This window comes from Arthrobacter sp. SLBN-112 (assembly GCF_030944625.1).
In the GTDB taxonomy this organism is placed as follows: Bacteria; Actinomycetota; Actinomycetes; order Actinomycetales; family Micrococcaceae; genus Arthrobacter.
Genome location: NZ_JAUSXY010000001.1, coordinates 2713964 through 2739805, shown reverse-complemented (window position 1 = coordinate 2739805; position 25842 = coordinate 2713964). Strand labels below are relative to the sequence as shown.

Below are 25842 nucleotides of genomic sequence, written 5' to 3'. Positions count from 1 at the left end.
TTTACGGCGTGTTTCGCGGCCACGGCAGAATTTCCTTCGCCGGTGGAACGGCACCTACCAGGGCCGTTCCGGAGCGGTTCCACTGGTGTCGTCCAGGTACTGCTCCCGTTCGCGGCCGCTGTTCCGTTCCCGCTCGGCCTGCCGCGCACTGTCCTGGAGTTGGTCCAGCTGGCTTTGCCGGGCATCAGCTGAGGGGCCAGGGGCGGCCTCCTTCGATGGTGCCGGTGTTGGGCCCGCCACCTGCGCGGCCGGTTTGAGCTTTCCCTCCAGCCGTTCAGCGGCCTCTGCCAACCGGCCGCCGGCCCCCGCAGCCGCGTTCGGGGACAGGCAACCCTGCGGTGCCTGCCGTGCCGCGGCCAGCGCGTCCTGGTAGAGGACAGCGGCCGACGCCGGGTCCCCGGCGTGCACGCGTTCGTCACCAAGGCGTTCGATCACCAGGGCCAGGTTGACCCGGATCAAGCATTCGTCCCCGGAACCGGCCGGGACTGTACTGAGCGCCAGTTCGAATTCCGTCCGCGCGGCACCGAAATCTCCGCGCAGGACCGCAGCGCCGCCCGCGGCGAACGGCGCCTTGTGCGGTTCCACCACGTTGGCCACGCCGAGGCCGCGGGCAGCAGCGTCCACGCCGGAGGCATCCCCGGCCGTGTACCGCGCGGCGGCGTCATCGGCGAGGACGCCGAGGCTGAGGAGCTTTGCCGCGACGCACAGCGCCACAAGCACGGGCAGCAGCGACCAGAGCAGCAGGTGCCGGCGGCGGGCTGGAGGCTTCATCAGGCGTCCTCCGTCCGGACCGCACGCGGGAGTCCGCGGAGCCGGCGAAGGACGGCTACCGCTTCCGGCAGGGCGAGCAGGAAGGCGCCGGCGGCGAAGAGCCAATAGAGCTCGGTCGGGGCCGTGACGGAACCATCGCTGTCCGAGTGGGCCGCCCTGCCTGGGTGAGCCTGCTGCATCATGTCCGCCACGGAGGCGCCCGCGTCGCGGTGCACGTACGGTACGCCCAGCTGCGCCGCGATGGTCCGGAGCCGTCCCTCGTCGATGACGGAGAGTGCGTCCTGCCCGCCACTGTCCCGCACATACCCGTCGCTCCGGCCGGCGCCCGCGCCACCGCCGGTGCCGTCGCCGGAGTCCAGGCCGGTGTTTTGCTTCATCCGGCCGCCTTCCGGAGTGCCGTAGCCGAGGACCGCTCCCCCGGCCACCAGCCCGGCGTCGAACGCCATTGCCGCGGGTTCCTTGCCGCTGGTCTGTTCGCCGTCTCCCAGGTAGTACACCAGCCGGGGCCGGCCGGGGTGGCTGTCCCGGGCGGCGGCCAGCCGCTCGGCGAGGACCTTCCTGGCCGCTGTGATGCTGCTGCCCTTGGCGTAGGCGGTCACTTGGGGTTCCAGGACGTCGGTGACGGTCTCAAGCGCCAGGGTATCGGTGCTCAGCGGCATGCGGACGTGGGCGGTGGTGTCGAACGTGATCACGGAAAAACGCGCGCCCGGCAGCTTTTCGGCGATGGCTTTGATGTCCTTGCGGACGCCCTCCAGGCGGGGGGCTGCGCCGCCGTAGTCCTCGGCCACCATGCTGGTGGTGGTGTCCACCACGAAGAACACGTTGAGGTCCGCCGAGGCGGCCTGCACCGTTCCGCCGGGCAAGCCGGGGCGCAGGACAGCTGCCCCAATGAGCAGGACGATGGCCGTCCGCCTGAGCCACGCACGGCGCGCTGGCTGTCCGGGGCGCGCTGATGTGCCTTGCCGGCCGCGCCTGCGCGGTGGCTGCACATGCCACAACGCGGCGCAGAGCACGAGCGCTGACAGCAGCGCCGCGGCCAACGGCACGCCGGGTACCTCCGTCAGCACCGCCCGTGGCGCACCCTGGATGGCAGCGGTTTCGGTCCTTTCGACGGCGGCGACGATCCCGGACACCGCGTCCGGGTTGTCCAACGCGTAGTACGAGCCGCCGGTGGACTCCGCCGCAGCCCGCAGCTGGGCTCCCGGCTGGTCCGGCCCGGTGCCATAGTCCACGTCCCCCGGGTTCAGCGCGTAGAGATGCACCGACCGGTCCTTGGCCAGTTGCGCCGCCTGGTCCAGGGTCATGATCGGTGCGCCCGAGAGGAAGTTGTCCGTGGCCAGCACCACTGACCGCGAGCGCTGCGGCACGGTGCTTCCCGTGCCCGCGGAGCCCTGGAAGCTGTTCAGGCAGGACGCCAGGCCGTCACCGATCAGCGAGGAACCACGGCCGCTCCAGGTGCCGTCAAGGAATCCGGAGCTGCCGGGCTTGCCGTCGAAAGCGTCCTTGGCGAGCTGGAGCTGTTCCTGGGCGTAGGCGTAGTCGTCCGTCAGCGGGAAGACCTGGATGGCGCTGCTGTCGAAGATGGTCAGGCCGATCCGCTCGCCGTTGAACTTCCTGGCCAGGCCGGAAAAGACGTCCACCACCGCGGCGTCGGCGCTGCTCATGGAGCCGGACGCGTCCAGGCACAGCATGATGTCGCGGTTGTGCTGCTCCGGCCTGGTGGTTGCCACGTCCACGGGGCGGGCGGCGGCAACGGCAGTGGAGGCCAGCAGCACGGCACATGCCGTCCCCGCCAGGAGCAGCCGCCTCCGGTGCCGCCGGAGGGCTGCCTGGTATTCCGGCAGGGCGGTGAGCCGGTCTGCGTGGGCCACCGGCCGGCGTCGTACGTTGGGCTGCCCGTTCCGCCGCAGCCCGGCCCACACGGCCCAAGCCACGGCAGCGGACGCCGGCAGGAGCACCCACCACAACATCAGTTCCATGCGCTCACCGCCGCCGAAGCCCGTGCCGCTGAGGCGCCCACGGAGGGCAGCGGACCGGGAGCGAATTCGGCCGGGTAAAGGGCCTCGACGGCGTCTGCGGCCGCCGGAAGCGGGTGCCGCAGCAGGTCCTGGTGCGTCATCCTGGTGGCGTCCACCCCGGTGGCATCCCGGACGAACCCGCGCAGGAGCATGCTGATCTGCTGGTGCGCGGCCCGTAGCTCGAGGTTCCCGGCCGCGGCTTCCCGTTCCACGTCGTGGATGCGCTGCAGGTAAGCCGCCTTGAGCGCCGGGAGGTCGGTCAGGGCGGGGCGCACCGGCGCGGGACTGGATGCGGGAGCAGTGCGGGTACTCAACAACACATAGGCATACCACCCGGCCACCAGGGCCAGGACGGCCACTCCGCACCACATCCAGGCGGGGTTGTAGGGCAACGGTCCGTAGAATCCCGGGTCAGCCTGCACGGCGGTGCCTTTCCAGCAGGGCGAACAGGCCGGTAATGACGTCGTCGCTGGCCGCCACTTCCCCCTCCGTGATCCCGGCAGCACGCAGCATGGCCTTGCGGTCCGCATCGCGTTGGGCAACGGCCGTGGCATAGGCGGCTGCCACGGCCGCGGACGCCGCAGGCTGCCAGGCCAGGAGCGCGGAATCGGCCACGCTGTAGGAATCCCCGGTCCCGGCAGCATCCGCCGTGCCGTGTGAATCCGCGGGTTCCATGCCGGACGGCGCAAGGTCCGCGTCCCGGACCGTCAGCCAGAGGATTTCGTGCTGTGCGCGCAGCCTGCGGAGCAGTTGGCCGGTGGCGGCATCCGCCGGCAGTTCATCCGCGACGACGAACAGCAAATGGCGGCCCTTGACGTTGCGGGCCACGTGCTGCAGCTGGTCCTGGATCCTGCTGGGGGCCCCGTCCAGCGTGGTGTGGGCATCGACGTGCCTCAGCAGCCGCTCCAGGTGTTGCTCGCCGCCCTTTGCGGGCAGCGACCGGGTAATGGAAGAGTCACCGCAGACCAGGCCCACCACGTCCCCGTGGCGGTGGGCGAGGTAGCCGAGTACTCCCAGCGTGAGGACGGCAATGTCCTTCTTTGCCTCCCCGGACTTCGCCACTGCGGCCATGTTGCGCCCCGTGTCGGTGACCAGGAGGACTGTCTGCCGGCGGACGGCCACGTAGCGCCGGATCAGGGGCGAGCCGTGGCGCGCCGAAGCCTTCCAGTCGATGTCGCGGACCTCGTCACCGGGAACGTAGGCGCGCAGGTCATCGAAGTCGAGGCTACGGCCCCGGAAAACGGAACCGTATTCGCCGTCGAGCATTCCACGGGCTTTGCGGTGCGCGTAGATGGCCATCTTCGACTTCACGCGCTGGAGGAGGCTTGCCACGCGGGGTCAGGGGGTTTGGACGGCTGCGACGACGGCGTCGATCACCGATTCGACCGGCACCTGCTCAGCCACTGCATCGAAGTTCAGGATCAGCCTGTGGCGCAGCACCCGGTGGGCCAGCGACCTGACGTCCTCGGGGATGACGTGGTCGCGGCCGTTCAGCAGGGCCACTGCGCGGGCCGCCTGGCTGAAGGCGATGCTGGCACGGGGGCTGGCGCCGAACTCGATGAATCCGGCAAGCCGGGCATCGATGTATTGGGCAGCGTTGCGGGTTACGTACACCAGTCCCACGATGTAGTTGATGACCGCCGGATCAATGTAGATGCGCCTGACAAGGGCCTGGATTTCGGTGACGGTGTCCAGGGAGGCGGCGGCCGCGGGCTTCTGGTCCGGGGTGAAGATGCCGGCGTCGATCCTGCGGATAATCTCGGCTTCCTCCGCGGGCGAGGGGTAGTCCAGTACATCCTTGAGCATGAAGCGGTCCATTTGGGCTTCGGGGAGCTGGTAGGTTCCCTCCTGCTCGATCGGGTTCTGGGTGGCCAGGACCAGGAACGGTGAGGGCAGCCTGTAGTCCTGGCCGCCGATGGACGTCTGGCGTTCCTGCATGGCCTCCAGCATGGCGCTCTGGGTCTTGGCGCTCGAGCGGTTGATTTCGTCCAGCAGCACGATGTTGGCGTGCACCGGCCCCAGTTGCGTGACGAATGTTCCCTTGGCTGCGTCGTAGATCTGGGTTCCCACAATGTCGCTGGGCAGCAGGTCCGGGGTGCACTGGATCCGGCGGAACTCGGCGCTGACGGCCTCGGCCACCGTTTGTGCCGCGGTGGTCTTTGCCAGTCCCGGCACGCTCTCCAGCAGGATGTGGCCGCCGGTCAGCAGGCCCACCAGGAGCGATTCGCGCAGCCGTGACTGCCCCACCACCTTCGCGTCAAAGCTGCGTGAAATGTTCGCGACCACCTGCTGCGCCCTGGCCAGCTCCGCCGGTTGGATTCTTTCGGGCACGCTGGTCGAAAGCACTGGTATTCCCCCTGATGACGGTGATGGACTCGCGGGCCGGGCCGGCCATGTCCCGTCCGCCATCCTATCCAAGACGGTGGCGCCGGGTCCGGCAATGGGCACCCCTCCCCATGCCGGGCTTGCGGGTCTATCCTTTTGCCATGATCGAGCTTCCAGACAGTTACAAGGAGTACCTCGCCGGCAAGAACCAGATGTTCGTCGACACGGTCAGGCCTGTCCTGATGCAGTCTGCGGCGGACAAACGGCACGGCGTCCGCGTGGTGAACAATCACTCCGGCCACCAGGCCCACCTGGACGACACCCTCCCCTTCGGTGTGGTGCTGGAGGATATCGATTAGCCCCTGACAGCTCCGGAAAGGGCCAACGAGCTGCCACCGCCGCGCGCCACGATGACGTAGAGGGCCAGGACCGGAACGGAATAGAGGATGGAAAACGCAGCCAACTGGCCGTAAGCCACTGCCCCGTGCTGGCCGAAGAAGCTGAAGATCGATACTGCCGCGGGCTGGTTGGCCTCGGAGAGCAGGAGCACGAACGGGACGAAGAAGTTCCCCCAGGCCTGGATGAACACGAAGATGAACACTACGCCCAGGCCCGGGCCCATGAGCGGCAGCACGATTGAACGCAAGCCAGCCATCCGGGATGCTCCGTCCACCCAGGCGGCCTCCTCCAGCGCCAGCGGCACCGCATCCATGAAGTTCCTGGTCATCCAGATGGCCATGGGCAGGCTGGTGGCGGACAGGAACAGGACCGTGGCGGGCAGGGAATCCAGCAGCTGAAGCTGCACGAACAATCCATAGACTGGAACCATGATGGCCGTGACCGGCAGGCAGGTACCGAACAGAATGCCGTACATGAACGGAGTGTTGAAGCGCGACCGGTAACGGGAGAGCGGGTAGGCCGCCAATACGGCCGCGGCAAGCGTCACGCCCCCGGTCCCCACGGACAGCAACAAGCTGTTCCACAGCGGCCGGAACAGCAACTCCGGGGTCAGGACAGCGGCGAAGTTGTCCAGGGCAGGCTGTTGCGGAAGTTTGATGCCGTGCCCGGCGGCCGGGTCCAGGGAACCGAGGACCAGCCACAGCAGCGGCAGCAGGAAGCAGGCGCCCATCAACAGGAGGGCTGCGTCCGCCATCACACTCCCCCGTGGATGGCGCCGCTGCCCTGGCCGGAGGGCCGTCCGTTCGGCCGTCACGGCTTCTGCTCCCGGAGCAGGCGGAGATAGGCTGCCCCGAACACTGCGCCGATCAGGATCAGCACCGACGCGACGGCGGTGCCATAGCCGATGTCGCCGAATTTGAAGGCCTCCTGGTAGGCCATGACCGGCAAAGTGGAGCTGCCGTTGGCCGGCCCGCCTGCGGTCATGACCCAGATCAGGGTGAAGACGGCCAGGGTCTGCAGCGTGACCAGCATCAGGTTGGTGGCGATGCTGCCCCTGATCACCGGCAGGGTGATGAACACCAGGCGTTGCCAGGCGCCGGCACCGTCCATGTGCGCGGCCTCGGTGAGTTCGGCCGGGACGCCGCCCAGCGCCGCACGGTACACCAGCATGGAAAAGGCGGTGCCGCGCCACATGTTCGCCAGGATCACAGCCACCATGGGCACAGCGTAGAGCCAGTCGATCTCCGCGAACCCCAGCCCGCCGAACAACTGGTTGAGGGTTCCGTCGCGGCTGAAGAAGGCGTAGGCGGCGAATGCGGCCACAATTTCGGGCAGGACCCAGGCTGCCACGACGGCGGTGCCCACCGTCGCCGAGACGGCCGGGCGCGCACGGCGCATGAGGACCGCCAGGGCCAGGCCCAGGATGTTCTGGCCCAGGACGGCGGAACCGGCCACGAAGAGCACCGTCAGGGCCAGCGAGAGCGGGAACACCGGGTCCTGCAGCAGCCGCTGGTAGTTTTCCAGTCCCACCCATTCCGGGTTCCTGGCGTGCCTGCCGGTGAGGCCCGCGTTGGTCAGCGAGGCCTGGAAGGCCCACAGCACCGGGCCGGCAAGGAAGACGGCCAGAAGCAGGACGGCCAGCAGGACCGGCAGGTAGCGGGCCAACTGCCGCCTGTGGTGGTGGCGCGCCACCGCTACTTCCGGATGGTCTTGTCGCCGCCCACGATCCCGGCCACTGCTGTGTCGTAGTCGCCGGCCGCCTGCTCCGGGGTTTTCGTGCCGGTGATGACGGCCTCGGTGGCTTCCTGGATGGCAGCGGATATCCGGGGGTAGTCCGATGTCGCGGGGCGGTACCGGGTCACCGCCACCAGGCTGGACACGTCTTTCACGAAGGGGTTGGCGGACTGGTAGCCGGGATCAGCGGCGACGTCGGTGCGGACGGCGATCTGGGAGCTGGCGACGGTGAAGGACAGGGAGTTCTTTTCGTTCAGCGCCGTGGTCAGGAACTTGAAGGCCAGGTCCGGCTGCTTGGTTTCCGAGCCCACGGCCAGGGTCCAGCCGCCGGACATGCTCACGGCCCCCGGTGCCCCGCCGTTCTGCGTGGGGAACGGTGACACACCCATGTCCTGCGCGTACGCCGGCCATTCGTAGTTTCCGCCTTTTTGCCAGAACGACGGCGCGTAGGAGCCTTCCACGGTGGCGCCCAGTTTTGCCTGCGGGAACCAGTCACCGAACACCTTCTTCCAGACGTTCGGGTCCAGCGCATCGGCGGGCGCGACGGCGAGGTTTTCACGGTAGAGCGTTTGGAGGAAGGTGAGCGAATCCTTGAAGCCTGCGGACCCGACGACCCACTTCTTCGAATCCTGGTCATAGAGGCCGGCGCCGGTGCCGTACAGCAGTTCGTAGAACCCCTGCATCACCGTTCCCTCGCCGGTGCCCTTGCCGGCGTACATGTTGAACGGGATCACGGCGGGGTTGGAGGCTTTGATCTTCCTGGCGGTGTCCAGGATGTCCTGCCAGCTGGCCGGGCGCCAAGGCAGTCCGATGCCCGCGGCCTCGAAGACCTTTTTGTTGTACCAAATGGTCCGTGTGTCGGTGCCCAGCGGCACCGCGTAAGTGCCGCCGTCGTCCGCTTTCCCCGCTTCTTTGGCGCCGGCGTCGAACTTGCCCCAGTCTTCCCATGCCTTGAGCCGGCTGTCCAGGTTCAGGAGGTACCCGGCGTCCACGTCCGAGCGGACTTTGAACGTATCTTCGTAGAAGACGTCCGGGGCAGTGGACGGGGACCTGAGCGCCAAGGCCAGTTTGGTGCCGTAGTCGTCATCGTTGGCCTGGATGGGCTGGAGTTCAACGGTGACGCCCTGGTTCGCGGCTTCGAACTCCTTTTTGGCGTCCTGGAAAACGGTGTCCAGGGCCGTGAACGAGTCTGTCTTCTGATAAGCCACCTTGATGGTCTTGGCGCCTGCAGGTTCGGCGGGAGTACAGCCTGCCAGGGCAAGTACTGCGGCGGCCAACAGGGACACGGTCGTGGATACCCGGCGAAGCATGGCCCGGTCAGCTTTCCAGCAGCAGCCGCTGGGCGCGGGGCGCGAGGGTATGCTCCAGGACCAGCGATGCCGCGCCGATGGCTCCCACGTCCTCCCCTACGCCGGTGCCCACAACCTCGATCGGATGGATGAGGCGGGCAGCGCTGTTGATGTCCAGGAGGGACGGGATCAGTTCCAGGTAGCGTTGCGACAAGCATGTCCAGAAGGGGCCGCCGAAGACAACCCGTTCAACATCCAGGGTGTTGGTGACCACCGAAACTGCGCGCGCCACCAGGACGGCGGACTTGTCGAGGATGGCGGCTGCCCGTTCATCTCCGGCGTAGGCCCGTGCGCACAGGTCGGCGAAGCTCTGCTGGATTTCGGCGGCACTGCTGGCGTGGGACCCCTCCAGGATGCCTGCCGCCTCCGCTTCCGCCACCAGCACCTGCGGGATGCATGAGGATTTCACGCAGCCACGCTGACCGCAGTCGCAGGGAGGGCCGTCCGGATCCACCACGATGTGGCCGATCTCGCCGGCGTTGCCTGACGTTCCGCGAATTACCTCGTCATTGAGGACGATGCCGCAGCCGATGCCGGTTCCCATGTACATGAAGACGAAGCTCCCGGCGCCGCTGGGGCCGCCCGCCCAGGTTTCCGCCACGGCGGCGCTGGTGACATCCTTGTCCACCAGCACCGAGTAGCCGGTTGCCCTGGCCAGCGCCTCACGCAGTTCCACCCGGTCCCAGCCCGGCAGCAGCGGCGGGTCCACCACGGTGCCGTTGTCCAGGTCGATGGGACCCGGTGCGGCCACGCCCAGGCCCGCGATGCGGCTGCGGTCCACGCCGGAGTCGGTCACGAGCTGCGCCAATTCCGCGGCGATGGTGGTGATGACGGCGGAGGGATCGTTCCCGCCGGGGGTCTTGATCCGTGAATGCTGCACCACCGCGCCCACGAGGTCCAGCACCACGAACGTGGTCACGGCCGGGTCCAGGTGGACTCCGAGTGCGTACATGCCGGCCGGGTTCAGGCGCAGGATGGTGCGCGGCTTCCCGGGTCCGCTGCCCTCTTTGCCGGCCTCCACGATGAGGTTCTGGTCCAGCAGGCGCCGGGAGATATTGGAGATGGTCTGCGGGGACAGGCCCACGATCTGCGCGAGTTCAACCCGGCTCAAGCCCCCGGTGGTCCTGCGGATCGCATCGAGGATGACGGTGAGGTTGAAATCACCCATCCTGGGCAAGTTGGTTCCGCGCCTCGGAGAAGATTGGCGGATCTCAGACACGGTGTCCCCTAAACGTCTTCGGCTACCTGCATATGGTGATGCTTTGAATCGTACGTTAAGGGCGGGCGCGCGCCCACATGGCCCGGCGGCGGCGCGGCGCGGGCGACGATCCACGTCAACGGCGGGTGCTTCGGGTGACGGTGAACTTGGGGTTCATGCCCTGCACCACGGTGGGCCCCACGTGCCTTTCCAGGGCCGGCAGGTAGGCGAGGTGCCGGTTGAAGACCGTCCACAACTCTCCGCCGGGGGCCAGGACGCGCCCAGCAGCCTCGATCATCTTCAGCCCGGCGCCCGCGTGGACGCCGGCGCCGACATGAAAGGGCGGATTCAGCAGGATGGCATCGGCAGCGCCATCGGGGAAGGTGCCGAGCGCATCGTCCTGCAGGACGGCGATACGGTCCGCCAGGCCGTTCGCCCGTGCGGTGGCCAGGGCGGACTGCACCGCGGCCGCCGACTGGTCCGTGGCCGTCACGGCCGCGCCGGGGAACTGGCGGGCGTACATCGCGGCAAGGATTCCGGTGCCGCAGCCAAGGTCGACGGCGTGCCGCGCCGGTTTCATGGCGGGCAGGAACGAGAGCAGGAAACGGGTGCCAATGTCCAGCTTGGCACCGGCGAAGACAGCGCCGTGGGCGGCCACTTGCAGGTCCAGCTCGGCGAGGTACTCCACCACCGGAAAGCGCAGCGGCCCGGAAGGTTTTGGTCCGGCGGCCAGGACCAGCCGTGATTTCTGCCGTGCCAGCTGCGGTTGGACGGTGGTGAAAAACCGTTCCAGGACCGCGTTCATGCCCAGGGACATGTGTTTCACGCGGCCGCCGGCCAGCAGCAGGACGCCAGGGGACGCATGCCGGGCGACCGCGGCCGCAATCTCCTCCAGCTCCGCCAAGGTTTTGGGCAGTTGCAGCAGGACGGTGTCCGCGCCGGCCAGGAGTTCAGGCCCGAGGGGCAGCTGGACGTATCCCGTCCCGTCACCAGCTGCGGCAACAAGGCCCGGCATGTGGGTGTCGCATTCGGTGGCGTTCAGCCGCAGCGCCCGCTCCCCCGTCACCAGATCCTGGTGCACGCGCAGGGAGGCCGGAGCGAGTATGGCGGATGCGCCCAGCGTCAGGGCGCCGTATCGGTCACCAATCACGGCAACAGTGCTGCCGGACCGGCCAAGCTGGGCTGCGGTCTCCAGCAGCAGCCGGTCCGTGGCGTCCCAGGCATGCAGGTTGGGCGCTTCCACGTCGGGCCGCCGCCGCAGGACATCGAAAACGTCCGCCAGGGTGTTTGCTGCCACCGGTGTCCTGCCGCCTTCTGTCGTTCGTTCCGTCCCCGGGTGCCCCGGGGGTCACCCCCACGTTACCGTTTCCGCCGCCGCAACCATTCCGGGCAGGGCTGCGATGGCGGCCACTGCCGCGCGTCCGGCCCGGTTGGCGCCGATGGTGGACGACGACGGCCCGTAGCCGACCAGATGGACGCGCGGCTCAGCTGCCACCTGGGTTCCCTCCATCGCGATCCCGCCGCCTGCTCCGCGGAGGTGAAGCGGTGCGAGGTGTTCCAGTTCGGCCCTGAAGCCGGTGGCCCAGAGGATGACGTCCGCCTTCAGGAAGCTGCCATCGGCACGGCGGACACCGTCCGGTTCGATGGACGTGAACATGGGCTGCCGGTCAAGGACACCACGCTCCCTGGCGGCGCGGAGGGCTGGAGTCCAGATGAGTCCGGTCACCGAGACGACGCTTTGCGGTGGGAGGCCTTGACGCACACGGTCCTCCACCAGCGCCACGGCGTCGTGCCCGGCCCGGGCGTCGAACGGAGCATCCCGCCAGACCGGTTCCCGGCGGGTGAACCAGCTGGTGGACGTGACACGGGAAATCTCGTCCAGCAGGCCCACGGCGGAGATGCCGCCGCCCACCACGATCACGTGCTTGCCCGTGAATTCTTCGGCGGCGACGTAGTCCGCAACGTGCAGTTGCCGGCCGCGGAACGAGGACCGGCCCGGGTAGATCGGCCAGAACGGGCGCGTCCACGTACCGGTGGCGTTGATGACCGCCCTGGCGCTCCAGCCGCCGTCGGACGTCTCCACCCTCAGCCGGCCGGCCGGGTCGTCGTCTTCCCGCCTGACTGCCCGCACTTTGACGGGCCGGTGCACTGAAAGGCCCAGTGCCGCCTCGTAGCGGCCAAAGTAGCGGGACAGGAACTCGGAACTGGGCTCGGCGGGATCCACCTCCGGTTTGGGGATTCCGGGCAGGTCGCTGATTCCGTTGACCGTTGCCATCCGCAGGCTCTTCCACCGGTGCCGCCAGGCGCCGCCCGGACCTTCCTCGGCGTCAAGCACGGCATAGTCGAATCCCCGGCGCTGCAGGTGGTAGGCGGCGGACAGGCCCGCCTGGCCCGCACCGATGACCACCACATCGGTTGGGTCAGGAATCACTCCCCCATGATAGTCGCGGAGGGCAGCGTAGCCTTAGGGTAGGCCCATGGACACTGCAGGAGCCGCAAGGACCACAGGACATGCTGACCGGCTGGCAAAGGCGTTGGGGGTGGTGCTCGGCACGGAAACGATCCCCTTGCGCCTGCGGGCCTGGGATGGCTCGGAGGCCGGACCAGCAGATGCGCCGGTCCTGGAGTTCAGGTCCCGGAAGGCCCTGCGGCGCATGCTTTGGTCGCCGGGGCAGCTGGGGTTGAGCCGGGCCTACGTGGCGGGCGAGATCGACGCGCCGGGTGACGTCTTCGCCGCCTTCGGGGCACTGAGCTCGGCCGGGAAGTTCGCCGAGCCGGGCCCTTTCCGGCCGCCCACTGCCCGCGAACTGTGGCTGCTGGCAAGGACGGCGGTCAGGCTGGGGGCGGTGGGTCCCAACCCGGTTCCGCCACCGGAGGAAGCCCGCATCGCAAGGAAGGGCAGGATGCATTCACGGGGCAGGGATTCGGCCGCCATCTCCCATCATTACGACGTCGGCAATGACTTCTACGCCCTGGTGCTCGGACCCTCCATGGTCTATTCCTGCGCGGTATGGCCAGCCGGGGGCGCGCCTGATCCGGATGCGCCGGACGCGGGCCTCGACGCCGCGCAGGAGGCCAAGCTGGACCTTGTCTGCCGCAAACTGGGCCTTCAGCCCGGGATGCGGGTCCTGGACGTAGGGTGCGGTTGGGGCAGCTTCGCCATCCACGCGGCGGCCAGGTACGGGGTCAGCGTTGTGGGCGTGACGCTGTCGACCGAACAGGCCACCCTGGCCCGCAAGCGGGCTGCGGACGCCGGCCTGACCGGCAGCGTGGAGATCCGGGTGCAGGACTACCGGGATGTGCAGGACGGACCGTTCGACGCCATCAGTTCCATCGGGATGTCGGAGCACGTGGGCCGGGCCCAGACCCCTGCCTACGCCGCAGCGCTTTTCGGGCTGCTCAGGCCCGGCGGCCGGCTGCTGAACCACGCCATCTCCTGGAACGCCGGGCCCACCAGCCCCGACCCCGACTCGTTCATTCCCCGGTACGTGTTCCCCGACGGTGAAATGATCAGCCTGGGCGAGATGGTGGGCGCCCTGGAAACGGCCCGCTTCGAAGTTCTCGACGTCGAGGCCCTCCGCCGCCACTATGCCCTCACCCTCCGGGCCTGGGTCAGGCGGCTGGAACAGAACTGGGAGGAAGCGGTGGCCTTGGCAGGTGCGGGCCGCGCCCGGGTATGGCGGCTGTACATGGCGGCCAGCGCCTTGGGCTTCGAAGACGGGCTGACCGGGGTCAACCAGGTCCTGGCCCGCCGGCCGGGCGGGGCGGAGCCACCACTGCGCCGCAATGACTGGCTGTGACCCCGGGCCCGGCCGTGACCCTACGCGACCGGCGAAGGGCCGCCCGGCTGGGTGTAATGCTGGGTCTGCTCGATCTGCACCACTTTCGGGTCCGTCTCGTCGGCGGCGTAGTCCGTCGGCCGGGTCAGGTCCTCCCCCGTCCGGACCTTCAGTGCCCGCAGCACCACGGTCAGGACGACGGCGACCACAAGGTTGAGCGCGAACGCCGACACTGCGATGTACACGCTGAAGTCCGTGCCCGGGAAGGCGGCCACCGAGCCGCCGAAATGGGCCTTGGTGACCGGATTGACCACGTTGTAGGCGGACACGGTTCCGAAGACGATCCCCACCGCCCAGCCGGCCAGCAGGGCCCACCGGTCAAACCAGCGGGTGTACAGGCCGGCCACCACGGCCGGGAACGTCTGCAGGATCCAGATGCCGCCCAGCAGCTGCATGTTGATGGCGGCGGACTGGTCCATCGCGATGACGAACACGAGCGCGCCCACCTTCACCACCAGCGAGACGATCTTGGATACTTTCGCCTCGGTCCTTGCATCGACGTCGGGCCGGATGAAGTCGCGGTAGATGTTGCGGGTGAACATGTTCGCGGCGGCGATGGACATGATCGCTGCCGGCACCAGGGCGCCGATGGCGATGGCGGCAAGCGCGATTCCCGCGAACCAGGCCGGGAAGTGGTCAAGGAAGAGCTGCGGGACCACGAGTTGCGGATTGACAGACCCATCCAGGTCGATGGGCTTGGTGCCGGCCTGGATCGCAACGAATCCCAGCAGGGCCAGGAAGCCGAGCATCAGCGAGTACAGCGGCAGGATCGCAGCGTTGCGGCGGATGGTGTTGCGCGCCTTCGAGGCCAGCACTGCTGTCACCGAGTGAGGGTACATGAACAGTGCCATGGCCGAACCAAGCGCCAGTGACCAGTACGCGGAGTAGTTGGCGGCGCCCGGGATGAAGACGCCCGCCGGCTTGCCCGTGGCCTGGCTGACAGTGCCCAGCTTGGCCTGTGCGGAGTTGAAGATCGTGTCCCATCCGCCGAACTTGATGGGCAGGTAGATCACGGCCACGATAACAGCGAGGTAGATCAGCAGGTCCTTGACGACGGCGATCATCGCCGGTGCCCGCAGGCCGGAGGTGTAGGTGTACGCGGCGAGGACCACGAAAGCCAGGATCAGCGGCAGGTCCGTCAGCAGCACGTTGCCGGAGCTTCCCAGGCCCAGGACAGTGAGCACCGCCTTGATACCGACCAGCTGCAGCGCGATGTAGGGCATGGTGGCAACGATTCCGGTGACGGCCACGGCCAGGGAGAGCCACCGGCTCCCGTACCGGCCGCCCACGAAGTCCGCCGAGGTGACGTAGCCGTGGCGGTGGGACACCGACCACAGCCGGCTCATGATGATGAAGATGATCGGGTAGAGGACGATGGTGTACGGGACGGCGAAGAAGCCGCTGACCGCGCCCGTGGCCCACATCGCCGCCGGGACCGCCACGAAGGTGTACGCGGTGTAGAGGTCACCGCCCAGCAGGAACCAGGTGATCCAGGTTCCGAACCCGCGGCCGCCCAGCCCCCACTCGTCGAGGCTGTGCAGGCCCTCCACGTCGGGTCCGCGCCGCCACTTGGCGGCCAGGAACCCCATGACGGCCACGACGACGAACAGCAGCACCACGATGACGAGGGCGGTCCAGTTGATTTCGCGTCCGTTCATGGCCGGTCCCCTCCCAGCCCGGTCCCGGCGGAGGTGCCGGCCGCCCTCGGCGGGCCGCCGGCACGTGCCTCGGCCCGCCGTCGTCGGTCTTCCCTGTTGACCAGCCAATAGGCTGTTCCGGTCAACACAGCCGAAACTGGCACCCAGACCAGCTGGTACCAGTAAAAGAACGGCATGCCGCCCAGCCGGGGCGCGTCAAAGGAGTACAGCTGCGGCATCAGCGGGAGGAGAATGGCGGCTGCCAGCAGGACGCCGGCACCAATGTAGGGGGCCGCCCTGGCCGGACCCCGGATCGCCGTATCACGGGAAAGCGGCGTTCCGTTCGGGAACGCTTCGCCGTTCGCACCGTAGGCGGAATTATCTGCATGGGACATCTGCGACCTCCTCGTCAGCGACGTCCCGAGGCTGCGTACCGGATGAATGCGGCCCAGCGGCGGGACTCTGGGCCCTCCACCATCAGTTGTACCCCCGTTTGACCTGCGCGGGAAGAGTTTTCCACCGGCGCTGATCCGAATCCGGGCAGCAAAGAAAAAGCGAACCATCACTCAGTGATGGTTCGCTTTTCCATGCTTCTTACGGTGGAGCTGAGGGGACTCGAACCCCTGACCCCCTGCATGCCATGCAGGTGCGCTACCAGCTGCGCCACAGCCCCGTAAAAACTTGTTCCTTCCGGTCGAATTCCCCGGAGCAACCTGACCAGAGTAATGCACTTTTGCGCTGTACGCCAATCGGGCGTTTCCCATCTCGTTGGCGTTCGCCGGCTGCCCCGGGAACTTGCACCCTTCCACGGCCGCGAACGCGGCGAAACAAAAAATCCGCCGGAACCTTAAAGGTTCCGGCGGATTTACCGGTGGAGCTGAGGGGACTCGAACCCCTGACCCCCTGCATGCCATGCAGGTGCGCTACCAGCTGCGCCACAGCCCCGGAATGTTGCCGCTCCGAGAAGCTTTCTTCCGGGTCTCCCCCCGAAGCAACTCAAATATCTTAGAACAGCAATTCCGAAAATTCCAAATCGGGAATATTCACGAATCTGGGCGTGCCTACTCGCCGTCGGACACCGCGGCGGCCTGGGCAGGGACGTCGTCGCCGAGCTGCAGGTCCACCACGGGGCAGTCCTTCCAGAGCCGCTCGAGGGCGTAGAAAACGCGGTCTTCCTCGTGCTGGACGTGGATGACGATGTCGGAGTAATCCAGGAGCACCCACCGGCCGCCGGACCGGCCCTCACGGCGCACCGGGCGGAGGTCCTGCTTGGCAAGTTCTTCCTCGATGCCGTCCACGATGGCGTTGACCTGGCGTTCGCTGGGTGCTGAGGCGATGAGGAAGACGTCCGCGAGGGCCAGCCGCTCGCTCACGTCCAGGGCCACGATGTCGTGGGCTATCTTGTCGGCGGCAGCCTTGGCGGCCGTACGGGCCATGGCGATGGACGTTTCTGTTGCAGTCACGGGACTCCTTGTTTGGGTTAAGTGTTTGATGCCGCTGGTCGGGTCAGCGGGAAATGCCGGTGACGATCAGGATGATGCCGGCAACCAGGGCCAGGATCCCGAACGCGAGGATACAGAATTGCAGGACCCGGTTACGCCGGGCCCTGGTGAGGCCTGCCGTTGCGGCGTCCAGTGGATCGAGGCCGTAGGCGGACCTGGCGGGCACCCGGGGAAGGTCCTCGAACAGGTCCTCCGACTGGCCTTCCGTACGCGCTGCCGGTTTGGGCCGGCTGGCCGCCTTGGCCGCGGCTTCGGCACGGGCGATCACTTGGGACCGGCCGGTGCCGGAATCGGCAGGTGCTGTTTTGGTGCGGGCGGCGGGCCGGCGCTTTCCGGCACCCTGGACCTTCGTGCCGGGGCGGGTCGTGACCGGAACATGGGAGGTTGCCGGCGGTTTCATCACCGGGCGCTCGACGCCGGGCACCTGGACGAACTCGAGCGGCGTGACCATGGCAAGGTTGCTGGCCGTGGACGGCCCGGCCTTGTCCTGGGAGGCGGCATCCGCTGCGGGGTTTGGGGGACCCGCGGGGTTGGCGGCGCCTCCTGCCTGTTCGGCGAGTTTCTGCCGGGCCATAGCCCGCCGGTTCAAGACCGCAGCCCTTTCGGCCAGCGCAATCTGTTCGGCGAGGATCTCCGGATCCACCGCTTCGGGGTCGTGGGAGACGATGTGCTCCATTTTGGCGATCTGGTTCCGGGCCTGTGCTGCGATGAGCGCGCGCGCTTCCAGGGCCTGCTCCACCGTCATGCCGTCCGGCGCGGTGGCAGGGGCCGGGCCGGGGCCGCCCGTTGTGGCCGCGGGGTTGATCGTGTCCTCTGCCGCGGCGTCCTTCCCGGCGGCGGGCTTTGCCGCGGGTGCCGGTGTCCCGGTGGACGGCGGCGCGGGCGGGCCTGCTGCAGGGGGAACCACCGGGTTCGCGGCCGTCAGTGCCTGCTCCTTGAGCTGCTGCAGCCGTAATTGGCGCCGGGTGGGCGGGCCGCCGGCGGACAGCTGGCCCTCTTTCTCTTCCAGCTCCTTGATGGTGCGCAAAGCGGCGCGGTCACGGGCCCGGATCTGGGATGAGCGCTGGGTGGCGGCCTGGCCTGGAACAGCCGGCGGACGGCCGGCGGGCTCGGCGCTTGCGGACGAGGCAGGGCGGACGGCAGATTCCGGCCGGGCAGGTTCGGGCGTGCCGGGGGCCGGCCGATTCGCGGCAGGCGGGCGTTGCTCCGTGGCGGCCGGGGTCGCCTGTTGGGCGTCCCTGGCCTTCCGGAGTTCCCGGCGGCTGCGGATGGGGGGCTGTTCCTGACTCATTGAGAACTCATTCAGTACTGGCTGGTTCGCGTGCTTCGGAAGTTGGTTCATCCGCGCCTGACGGCGGATCGGCATAGAGATCGTACTTGGCGATGTACTGCACCACCCCGTCCGGGACCAGGTACCAGACCGGATGGTTCGCTGCCACGCGGGCACGGCAATCCGTGGACGAGATGGCCATGGCCGGGACTTCCAGGAGGCTGACATCCTCACGGCCCATCCCGTCAAGGACGTGTCCCGGGCGGGTGACTCCCACGAAGTGCGCCAGCGACCAGAGCTCGTCAATATCCTTCCAGGACAGGATCTGCGCCAAGGCGTCAGCACCCGTGATGAAGAACAGATCGGCGTCCGGCCGCTGGGCCCGGAGGTCGCGCAGGGTGTCGATGGTGTAGGTGGGACCTGGCCGGTCCACGTCTACCCTGCTGACGGTGAAGCGCGGATTGGAGGCCGTGGCGATGACGGTCATCAGATAGCGGTGCTCAGGCTCGCTGACCTGTTTATGGGACTTTTGCCATGGCTGCCCAGTGGGGACGAAGACCACCTCGTCGAGGTCGAATTCGGCCGCGACTTCGCTGGCAGCAACCAAGTGGCCATGATGGATGGGATCGAATGTCCCGCCCATCACACCCAGCCGCAGCCTTCCCCGGGCACCATTGCGGTGCAGGTTGTGCGAAATGTTAGTGGCCCTGCCCGCGATCGTGCTTGTTGGGGTGCTGGCGGTGCGGATCCGCGTGCTCGTCGGTGGCTGCGTGCCGGTTGCCCAGGTTGTTGTAGGACCAGGCGATGAACATCAGGACCACCAGGATGGCGAACATTGACACGCCGAAGACCCACGGCTCGGCCAGCAGCGGGGCAGGCTCCTCGTGGGCTGCGTCGCCTGCGGCGGCGATGGACGTGACGATCTGCTGGAGCAGCATTTTCTCCCCTATGTTCAAGGATTTTCGGGCAGCGGAACCTTCCGCCGCTTTCTAAGGTTCTGGTCTATGTTACCGCGTTGCTACCCGCGGACTTGGCCTTCGCCTTGGACAATCCACTTCGTGGTGGTGAGCTCGGTCAGGCCCATCGGCCCGCGGGCGTGCAGCTTCTGGGTGGAGATCCCCACCTCTGCGCCAAGGCCCAGCTCGCCGCCGTCCGTAAACCGGGTTGAGGCGTTGACGATCACCGCCGCGGAATCCACCTCCGCGATGAACCGTTCAGCGTTGGCGAGGTTGTTGGTGAGGATCGCTTCGGTGTGCCCCGTGGACCAGGTGCGGATGTGCTGGACGGCCTCATCGAGGCTGTCCACCATGGCCACCGCAAGGTCCAGGTCCATGTATTCCGTTGCCCAATCCGCGTCGGTGGCCGGCTCCGCCTCGATCCCGGCCGGCAGGGCGGCACTGATCCGCTGGTCAACGTGCAGGCGAACCCCCGCGTTTCGGAGTGCAGTCGCGACGGCGGGCAGCACGGTCGCGCCGGAGTGGACCAGCAGGGTTTCCACGGTGTTGCAGACGCTGGGCCGCTGGGTCTTGGCGTTGAGCAGGATCTCCACTGCCATGGACTCGTCCGCGGACTCGTCCAGGAAGATATGGACGTTTCCCTCACCTGTCTCGATGACCGGCACGGCCGAATTGGTAACGACCGTCTGGATGAGGTCGCGGCCGCCGCGGGGAATCAGCACGTCCACCCGGCCGCGGGCCTTCATCAGGACGTTGGCGCCGGCCCGGCCGAACTGGTCGACGGTCTGCACGGCGTCGGCCGGCAGGCCAACCGATTCGAGGGCTTCACGCAGTACCCGCACCAGAACCTGGTTGGTGGCTTCGGCTGCGCTGCCTCCGCGCAGGATCACGGCGTTTCCGCTCTTGAGCGCCAGCCCGGCGATGTCCACGGTGACGTTGGGGCGTGCCTCGTAGATGGCTGCCACCACGCCCATGGGTACGTTGACCTGCCGGAGGCGCAGTCCGTTGGGGAGGGTTTGGCCGCGGACAACGTTGCCCACGGGGTCCGGAAGGTTGGCCAGGTTCTCAAGGGCTGCCACCAGGGCCTCAACACGGGTTTCGGTGAGGGTGAGCCGGTCCAGGAGCGCCTTGGACGTGCCGTTGTCCTTGCCGCGCTGGACGTCCATGGCGTTGGCGGCGAGGATGGCCTGCACGTTCTCCTCGAGTGCGGCTCCCACGGCGCGGAGGCCGCGGTCTTTCCATGCCCGGTTGGCGGTGGCCATGCTGCGAGCGGCGTGGCGGGAGCGGTCCGCGATGGCGTGGACTGCCGCTTCGACGTCTGCTGCGGAGACCGGTACCCCGGCTGCCGCCTGTCCTGCCGCCGGACCCGGCTGCGCGTGGGCAGCAGTGGTTCCGGTATTAACAGCTGCGTGGATCAGGGCTTCAGTCATGGTCCAAGTTTAGGCGAGCCGGCAGCTTAGACCAGCACCAGGTCATCAACATGAACAACTTCGCGGTCATAGCCGCTGCCCAGTTCCTCGCCCAGTTCCCTGGTGGAGCGTCCCAGCATGTGCGGCAGTTCCTGGGATGAGTAGTTCACCAGTCCCCTGGCAACTACGGTGCCGTCGGCGCCGGCCAGTTCAACGGCGTCGCCCGCTTCAAAGTCGCCGTGCACTGCGGAGATGCCCGCCGGCAGCAGGGACGTGTGGTGGTGGCGCACGGCCCGCACCGCGCCGTCGTCCAGGACCAGGCGGCCCTGGACGGAAGCGACATGGGCCAGCCACAGGAGGCGGACCGGCTTGCGCGAGCCGTTCACGGAGAACCACGTGCCGACGTCCTCGCCGTTCAGGGCCGCCGCAGCGTTGGGCGTGGACGTTACCAGGGCGTGGATTCCCGAACCTGCCGCCATGCTGGCAGCTTCCACCTTGGTCATCATTCCGCCGGTGCCCACCCCGGCCTTTCCTGCTTTGCCAATGGACACGCCCTCGAGGTCGTGGGCACCGGTAACCAGCGGGATGCGCTTGGCACCGTGCGCGGGCGGACCGTCGTAGAGGGCGTCGACGTCGGACAGCAGCACGAGCGCGTCGGCGCGCACCAGGTGCGCCACCAGGGCGGCGAGCCGGTCATTGTCGCCGAAGCGGATTTCGTGGGTGGCCACGGTGTCGTTCTCGTTGACGACGGGGACCACCCCGAGGCTCAGCAGCCGGTCCATGGCGCGGAGGGCGTTGGTGTGCTGGCTGCGCCGCATCAGGTCCTCGGCTGTGAGCAGGACCTGGCTGACGGTGACGCCATGCGCACCGAAGGCCTGGGTGTACCGGGCCATCAGCAGGCCCTGGCCCACGCTGGCCGCGGCCTGCTGGGTGGCCAGATCCCGGGGGCGCTTGGCAAGCCCCAGCGGGGCCAGCCCGGCGGCGATGGCGCCCGAGGACACCAGGATGATTTCGGCACCTGCGTTGCGCTTGGCGGCCAGGGCGTCGGCCAAAGCCGTGAGCGACTCCTCGGAAATGCCGCCCTTGATGCTGGTGAGCGAGGAAGACCCCACTTTCACCACGATCCGGCGGGCCCCTGCCAGCAGGCTTCTGTCCACGGACCCCGCAATGGGCGCCGTGTCCGGGACCCTAGAGGTCATCGTCCGCTTCCATTCCGCCGTCCTTGACGGGCCGGGCAGCACGGCGCCCGCTGACGGACTCGGTCCAAATGCCGGCCTTGCGTTCAGACTCGAGTTCGGCGCGCGCGGCAGCCTTGGCGTCCTTGCGCTCCTGTTGCTCCTCGCGCTTCTGGCCGCGCGTGGGGCGGTCGCCGATGTCGGCGAAGCGCACGTCCGTGCCACGGGGTGAGGCCAGGAGTTCGGCACCCGCCATCATGGTGGGCTCCCAGTCGAAGACCACGCCGTCATCCTCACCGATGACCACGGTGTCCCCCGGCTTGGCGCCCTGTTTGAACAGCTCTGTCTCCACGCCGAGCTTGGCCAGCCGGTCTGCCAGGTAGCCGATGGCTTCCTCGTTGGTGAAGTCTGTCTGCTTGACCCAGCGCTCGGGCTTCTCGCCGAGGACGCGGAACAGCGGCTCCAGGTTCTTCTCCTCGCGGCGGATCTTGAACCCGGCTTCATTGACGGCACGGGGCCGCAGCACGACGGGCTTGACCTTGGGCGGCTCGGCGGCAACGGCGTCGCGGGCGGCTTTGACGATCTCGGCCATGGCGAACCCAAGTTGGCGCAGGCCCTCGTGGCTGGTGGCAGAGACCTCGAAGACGCGGTATCCGCGCGATTCCAGTTCCGGGCGCACGAATTCGGCCATGTCCTTGCCGTCGGGCAGGTCCACCTTGTTCAATGCGACCAGGCGGGGGCGGTGGTTGAGGGGAACCACCTGGCCGTCGGAGCCCGCGTAGCTCATGTCGACCGCATACTTTTCGAGCTCAGCCTCGATGATGGCGAGGTCCGAGAGCGGATCGCGGTCGGATTCGAGGGTGCCGCAGTCAAGCACGTGGACCAAGGCAGCGCAGCGCTCGACGTGGCGCAGGAAGTTGTGTCCCAGGCCTTTGCCCTCGCTGGCGCCCTCGATCAGGCCGGGGACGTCGGCGATGGTAAACCGGACCTCGCCCGCCTGCACGACGCCAAGGTTGGGAATCAGGGTGGTGAAGGGGTAGTCGGCGATCTTGGGCCGGGCGGCGGACATTGCGGCGATCAAGCTGGACTTTCCGGCGGACGGGAAGCCCACCAGGGCGATGTCTGCGATGGACTTCAGTTCCAGGACCACATCGCGGGAGTCACCTTCGATTCCCAGCAGCGCGAAACCGGGTGCGCGCCGCTTCTGCGAGGACAAGGCGGCGTTGCCCAGGCCGCCCACGCCGCCGGCTGCGGCGATGTACTCGGTGCCCTCACCCACGAGGTCCGCCAGTACGGTGCCGTCCTTTGACTTGACCACGGTGCCGTCCGGAACGGGAAGGATCAGGGTCTCGCCGTTCTTGCCGCCGCGCCAGTCGCCCATGCCGGGACCGCCGTTGCTGGCGTGCCGGTGCGGTGCGTGGTGGTAATCGAGGAGGGTGGTGGTCTGGTGGTCCACCCGGAGGATCACGTCGCCGCCGTCGCCGCCGTTGCCGCCGTCGGGCCCGCCCAGCGGCTTGAACTTCTCACGGTGGACGGAAACGCATCCGTGGCCGCCGGTTCCGCCGGATACGTGAAGTACTACCCGGTCTACAAAGCTGGCCACGTGGATCTCCTCAGAATGCTGTTTACGCGGCGCCCGGGGACGCCACAACGATTGTAGTGCGGTTAAAAGAACAGTGGAGCGGGCCCTCAGGCCCGCTCCACCGCTTCAAAACTGGTTGTTACTCTGCGGCTGCAGCAGCAACGATGTTGACTACGCGACGTCCGCGGCGGGTGCCGAATTCAACGGCGCCCGGGGTCAATGCGAACAGGGTGTCGTCACCGCCGCGGCCAACGCCGGCGCCCGGGTGGAAGTGGGTGCCACGCTGGCGGACGATGATCTCGCCTGCGGAAACGACCTGGCCGCCGAAGCGCTTGACGCCGAGGTACTGAGCGTTGGAATCGCGACCGTTGCGAGTGGAGCTCGCGCCCTTTTTATGTGCCATCTGAAATGCCTGCCTCTAAATTCTGGGGAATCTGTTGAAATGCCTGAACAGTAACCGGTGGTTACTTGATGCCGGTGATCTTGACCTTGGTCAATTCCTGTCGGTGACCCTGGCGCTTCTTGTAGCCGGTCTTGTTCTTGAACTTCTGGATGACAATCTTAGGACCACGCAGGTCCTGGAGGATTTCAGCCGTAACAGTTACCTTGGCCAGGTCTTTGGCTGCGGAGGTGACCTTGTCACCGTCAACCAGGAGCAGTGCGGGCAGCTCAATGGTGCTGCCGGCTCCACCGGCGACGCGGTTCAGGGTAACGAAGTCTCCAACGGAAACCTTCTCTTGGCGGCCGCCTGCGCGGACAATCGCGTACACCACTTGGGAACTCACTTCTCTCGACGTTTATAACAAAATTTGCGTGCGGAACCGACTCACTAAAAGCCTGGTTTCTCGCTGTGCCTCAACGCCGTGGGATCATAACCCAAGTGTTGGCGTAAGCACCGAAGATCCAGAATACGCTAAATCCGTCTCCAGCCGCAAATGAGGCTGGTTCCGGCGGGCCGGCTGTGATAGTAACCACAACCTGGCATGCAGCGCCGCAACTGTGCGTATCCATCATAGCCGCGGCGCCGCCGTCGGACGTCAGGAGTGCAGGCGCGGCGCGTCGAAGAATTCCACTTCAAGCCGGCAGGACTGCTTGAACGCCGTCAGCATGGCAGCCTGTTCCTGGTCAGAGGCCTTCCGTCCCGCCGCATCCACGATGGCGATGGCCTGCCGGGTGGCCTCCGCGAAGCCTTCGTCGGCGTACGTGCGGAGCCATGCAGCGTAGGCGTGCCCGTCAGGTTCGCCCGCCGCGAGGAACTGTCCGTGCAGTGCCCTGCCCACCTCGGCGTAGAGCCAGAAGCAGGGCAGGACAGCGGCGGCAAGGACGGCATAGCTGCCCGACGCCGACACTGCGGTGAGGTGGTCAACGTAGGCCTTGGTGACGGGTCCAAGACCGGTTTGCCCGGGCCGGGTGCTGAGCCATGAGCGGTGGAGTTCCGATTCCACTTCAAGGCACTGCCGGGCTGAGCCTGCCCAGAAAAGCTGCTCCGCTTCGGAGGGGGCCAGGGCGCTGGCCCGGGCCAGGACCCGGGAGTATCCGTTCAGGTACAGGGCGTCCTGGGCGAGATAGTAGGCAAAGTCTTTCTCAGCCAGTTCGCCTGAGGCCAGGCCGTGGATGAAGTCCAGGGCGTAGATGTCCGCCAGGTCCTCCCGGGCTTCGGCCCAGAGCCGGTCAGCGAAGCCGCCTTCCTGGAGGTGGGCCCGCACATGGTGGAAGTGGTGCACGGGTCCGTTCCCCCGGCCGACCTCGAGCCGGCCGGAATTCTCAAGCGCCCCGGCCAGCCAGGGCTTGACCGTCCGCAACGACGCCTCCCAGTCGCCCAGGCGCGCCTGGACCGTTGCCATGGCAGAGGACAGCGAACAACCCGTGCCATGGCTGTTCCGGGTATCGATGCGGGTGCCGGGCACTTCCACGACATCATGCGCCAGCACGCCGGCGGTGTTCACCAGCGCGTCCGGGCAGCTTTCGCCTGACAGGTGTCCGCCCTTGACCAGGACGGTGGCGCCGGTGGCATCAGCCAGGCGCCGGCCCTGGTCCAAGGCTGCTTCCCAGTCCCCTGCCGGCTCCTCGCCCACCAGCACGGCGAGTTCCGGCAGGTTGGGGGTGATGAGGTGTGCAAGGGGCAGCAGTTCCCGGAGGGCGGCTTCGGCGGATTCCTTCAACAGCCGGTCGCCGCTGGTGGCCACCATCACCGGGTCCAGGACCACGACGGCGGGACGCACCTTTTCGAGCCATTGGCGGACCGTGCGGATCACCGCTTCGTCACCGAGCATGCCGATCTTGACGGCGTCGATGGTGATGTCGTCGCTGACGGCATCGAGTTGCTGGGCCAGGAAGGCTGCAGGTGGAACGTGGACGGCCACAACGCCGCGGGTGTTCTGTGCGGTGAGTGCGGTGATGGCAGCCATGCCGTATCCGCCGTGGGCTGCAATGCTTTTGAGGTCCGCCTGGATTCCTGCGCCACCGGATGGATCGGAGCCCGCGATGGAGAGGACACGTGGCACCTCCCGGCCCGCCGGAATCCCGGAGGGAACAGTGGAGGCGGTTGGCAGGGGCATGGAAAGGGTCGAAGACAACAGACATCCCTTCGCCGGTACTAGCCGGACAGGTTCAACGGGTGTGGATCTCAGCCGGCCTTCTGCGCGGCACCCCGTGTCGGTTTCCCAGCCTAGCCGGTA

At 67.6% G+C, this 25842-nt stretch carries 25 protein-coding genes, 2 tRNA genes and 1 riboswitch; of the genes, 2 read left to right on the top strand and 25 right to left on the bottom strand.

Going from position 1 to position 25842, the window contains the following annotated elements:
- Positions 1-54: 54 nt before the first annotated feature.
- The 5 genes from QF050_RS12875 to QF050_RS12855 are packed head-to-tail and all read right to left on the bottom strand — an operon-like array spanning position 55 to position 5135.
- Positions 55-771: a hypothetical protein gene (locus QF050_RS12875; RefSeq protein WP_308930762.1), complete on the bottom strand. Its 717-nt coding sequence runs from the start codon at positions 769-771 to the stop codon at positions 55-57.
- On the bottom strand, positions 771-2750 hold the full coding sequence (locus tag QF050_RS12870; protein ID WP_308930761.1) for a VWA domain-containing protein: 1980 nt from the start codon (positions 2748-2750) through the stop codon (positions 771-773). The genes QF050_RS12875 and QF050_RS12870 overlap by 1 nt, the downstream gene beginning before the upstream one ends.
- Positions 2741-3211 (bottom strand): hypothetical protein, encoded by a 471-nt coding sequence (locus QF050_RS12865; protein ID WP_308930760.1) that lies wholly within the window; start codon positions 3209-3211, stop codon positions 2741-2743. Before QF050_RS12865 ends, QF050_RS12870 begins: the two co-directional genes overlap by 10 nt.
- Entirely contained in the window at positions 3201-4121 is a 921-nt protein-coding gene (locus tag QF050_RS12860; RefSeq protein ID WP_308930759.1) for a DUF58 domain-containing protein, read from the bottom strand. Before QF050_RS12860 ends, QF050_RS12865 begins: the two co-directional genes overlap by 11 nt.
- 6 nt (positions 4122-4127) lie before the next feature.
- A complete protein-coding gene (locus QF050_RS12855; protein ID WP_308930758.1) occupies positions 4128-5135 on the bottom strand; it encodes a MoxR family ATPase in 1008 nt (335 codons plus the stop codon).
- 140 nt (positions 5136-5275) lie between these two features.
- On the opposite strand from QF050_RS12855, the gene QF050_RS12850 reads away from it, so the two are divergent.
- Positions 5276-5473, top strand: coding sequence for a hypothetical protein (locus tag QF050_RS12850; protein WP_308930757.1), 198 nt, complete (start codon positions 5276-5278; stop codon positions 5471-5473).
- Here the strand turns inward: QF050_RS12850 and QF050_RS12845 are convergent.
- From QF050_RS12845 to QF050_RS12820, 6 genes are all read right to left on the bottom strand, one after another.
- On the bottom strand, positions 5470-6267 hold the full coding sequence (locus QF050_RS12845) for a carbohydrate ABC transporter permease (protein ID WP_308930756.1): 798 nt from the start codon (positions 6265-6267) through the stop codon (positions 5470-5472). The two genes, QF050_RS12850 and QF050_RS12845, sit on opposite strands and share 4 nt — an antisense overlap.
- A 56-nt stretch (positions 6268-6323) precedes the next feature.
- Positions 6324-7205 carry a sugar ABC transporter permease gene (locus tag QF050_RS12840; protein WP_308930755.1) on the bottom strand — a complete coding sequence of 294 codons (882 nt, stop codon included), beginning with the start codon at positions 7203-7205 and terminating at the stop codon, positions 6324-6326.
- 2 nt (positions 7206-7207) lie between these two features.
- Entirely contained in the window at positions 7208-8557 is a 1350-nt protein-coding gene (locus tag QF050_RS12835) for an extracellular solute-binding protein (RefSeq protein WP_308930754.1), read from the bottom strand.
- Between the two features lie 7 nt (positions 8558-8564).
- Complete coding sequence (locus QF050_RS12830; RefSeq protein ID WP_308930753.1) at positions 8565-9764, bottom strand: ROK family transcriptional regulator; 1200 nt, start codon at positions 9762-9764, stop codon at positions 8565-8567.
- Positions 9765-9930: 166 nt separating this feature from the next.
- Entirely contained in the window at positions 9931-11091 is a 1161-nt protein-coding gene (locus QF050_RS12825) for a methyltransferase (RefSeq protein ID WP_308930752.1), read from the bottom strand.
- A gap of 51 nt (positions 11092-11142) precedes the next feature.
- Complete coding sequence (locus QF050_RS12820) at positions 11143-12225, bottom strand: FAD-dependent oxidoreductase (protein WP_308930751.1); 1083 nt, start codon at positions 12223-12225, stop codon at positions 11143-11145.
- Positions 12226-12271: 46 nt separating this feature from the next.
- Here QF050_RS12820 and QF050_RS12815 point away from each other — a divergent pair, with 46 nt between their 5' ends.
- The gene (locus QF050_RS12815) at positions 12272-13594 is read left to right on the top strand and encodes a class I SAM-dependent methyltransferase (RefSeq protein ID WP_308930750.1); all 1323 of its coding nucleotides are present in this window, start codon (positions 12272-12274) and stop codon (positions 13592-13594) included.
- Positions 13595-13614: 20 nt separating this feature from the next.
- Here QF050_RS12815 and mctP read toward each other — a convergent pair whose 3' ends face one another.
- The 14 genes from mctP to thiD all read right to left on the bottom strand — a co-directional run bounded on the left by mctP (position 13615) and on the right by thiD (position 25722).
- Positions 13615-15291: a monocarboxylate uptake permease MctP gene (gene mctP / locus QF050_RS12810; protein ID WP_308930749.1), complete on the bottom strand. Its 1677-nt coding sequence runs from the start codon at positions 15289-15291 to the stop codon at positions 13615-13617.
- On the bottom strand, positions 15288-15665 hold the full coding sequence (locus QF050_RS12805; protein ID WP_308930748.1) for a DUF3311 domain-containing protein: 378 nt from the start codon (positions 15663-15665) through the stop codon (positions 15288-15290). The genes mctP and QF050_RS12805 overlap by 4 nt, the downstream gene beginning before the upstream one ends.
- Positions 15666-15870: 205 nt before the next feature.
- Positions 15871-15943, bottom strand: a tRNA-Ala gene (locus tag QF050_RS12800).
- A 199-nt stretch (positions 15944-16142) separates the two neighbouring features.
- Positions 16143-16215, bottom strand: a tRNA-Ala gene (locus tag QF050_RS12795).
- Positions 16216-16331: 116 nt separating this feature from the next.
- Positions 16332-16733, bottom strand: a complete 402-nt coding sequence (rsfS, locus tag QF050_RS12790; RefSeq protein ID WP_308930747.1) for a ribosome silencing factor — start codon at positions 16731-16733, stop codon at positions 16332-16334.
- A gap of 43 nt (positions 16734-16776) precedes the next feature.
- On the bottom strand, positions 16777-18063 hold the full coding sequence (locus tag QF050_RS12785; RefSeq protein ID WP_308930746.1) for a hypothetical protein: 1287 nt from the start codon (positions 18061-18063) through the stop codon (positions 16777-16779).
- A 7-nt stretch (positions 18064-18070) separates the two neighbouring features.
- Positions 18071-18739, bottom strand: coding sequence for a nicotinate-nucleotide adenylyltransferase (gene nadD / locus QF050_RS12780; protein ID WP_374121567.1), 669 nt, complete (start codon positions 18737-18739; stop codon positions 18071-18073).
- Between the two features lies 1 nt (position 18740).
- Positions 18741-18980 carry a hypothetical protein gene (locus QF050_RS12775; protein WP_308930745.1) on the bottom strand — a complete coding sequence of 80 codons (240 nt, stop codon included), beginning with the start codon at positions 18978-18980 and terminating at the stop codon, positions 18741-18743.
- 80 nt (positions 18981-19060) lie between these two features.
- Complete coding sequence (locus tag QF050_RS12770) at positions 19061-20428, bottom strand: glutamate-5-semialdehyde dehydrogenase (RefSeq protein WP_308930744.1); 1368 nt, start codon at positions 20426-20428, stop codon at positions 19061-19063.
- 26 nt (positions 20429-20454) lie between these two features.
- On the bottom strand, positions 20455-21606 hold the full coding sequence (gene proB / locus QF050_RS12765; protein ID WP_308930743.1) for a glutamate 5-kinase: 1152 nt from the start codon (positions 21604-21606) through the stop codon (positions 20455-20457).
- On the bottom strand, positions 21596-23185 hold the full coding sequence (obgE, locus tag QF050_RS12760) for a GTPase ObgE (RefSeq protein ID WP_308930742.1): 1590 nt from the start codon (positions 23183-23185) through the stop codon (positions 21596-21598). Before obgE ends, proB begins: the two co-directional genes overlap by 11 nt.
- A 118-nt stretch (positions 23186-23303) precedes the next feature.
- Entirely contained in the window at positions 23304-23567 is a 264-nt protein-coding gene (gene rpmA / locus QF050_RS12755; protein ID WP_009372867.1) for a 50S ribosomal protein L27, read from the bottom strand.
- A 61-nt stretch (positions 23568-23628) separates the two neighbouring features.
- A complete protein-coding gene (gene rplU / locus QF050_RS12750; RefSeq protein ID WP_018761567.1) occupies positions 23629-23937 on the bottom strand; it encodes a 50S ribosomal protein L21 in 309 nt (102 codons plus the stop codon).
- Between the two features lie 264 nt (positions 23938-24201).
- A complete protein-coding gene (gene thiD, locus QF050_RS12745; RefSeq protein WP_308932165.1) occupies positions 24202-25722 on the bottom strand; it encodes a bifunctional hydroxymethylpyrimidine kinase/phosphomethylpyrimidine kinase in 1521 nt (506 codons plus the stop codon).
- A 7-nt stretch (positions 25723-25729) separates the two neighbouring features.
- Positions 25730-25827: riboswitch (TPP riboswitch) on the bottom strand.
- Positions 25828-25842: the final 15 nt, after the last annotated feature.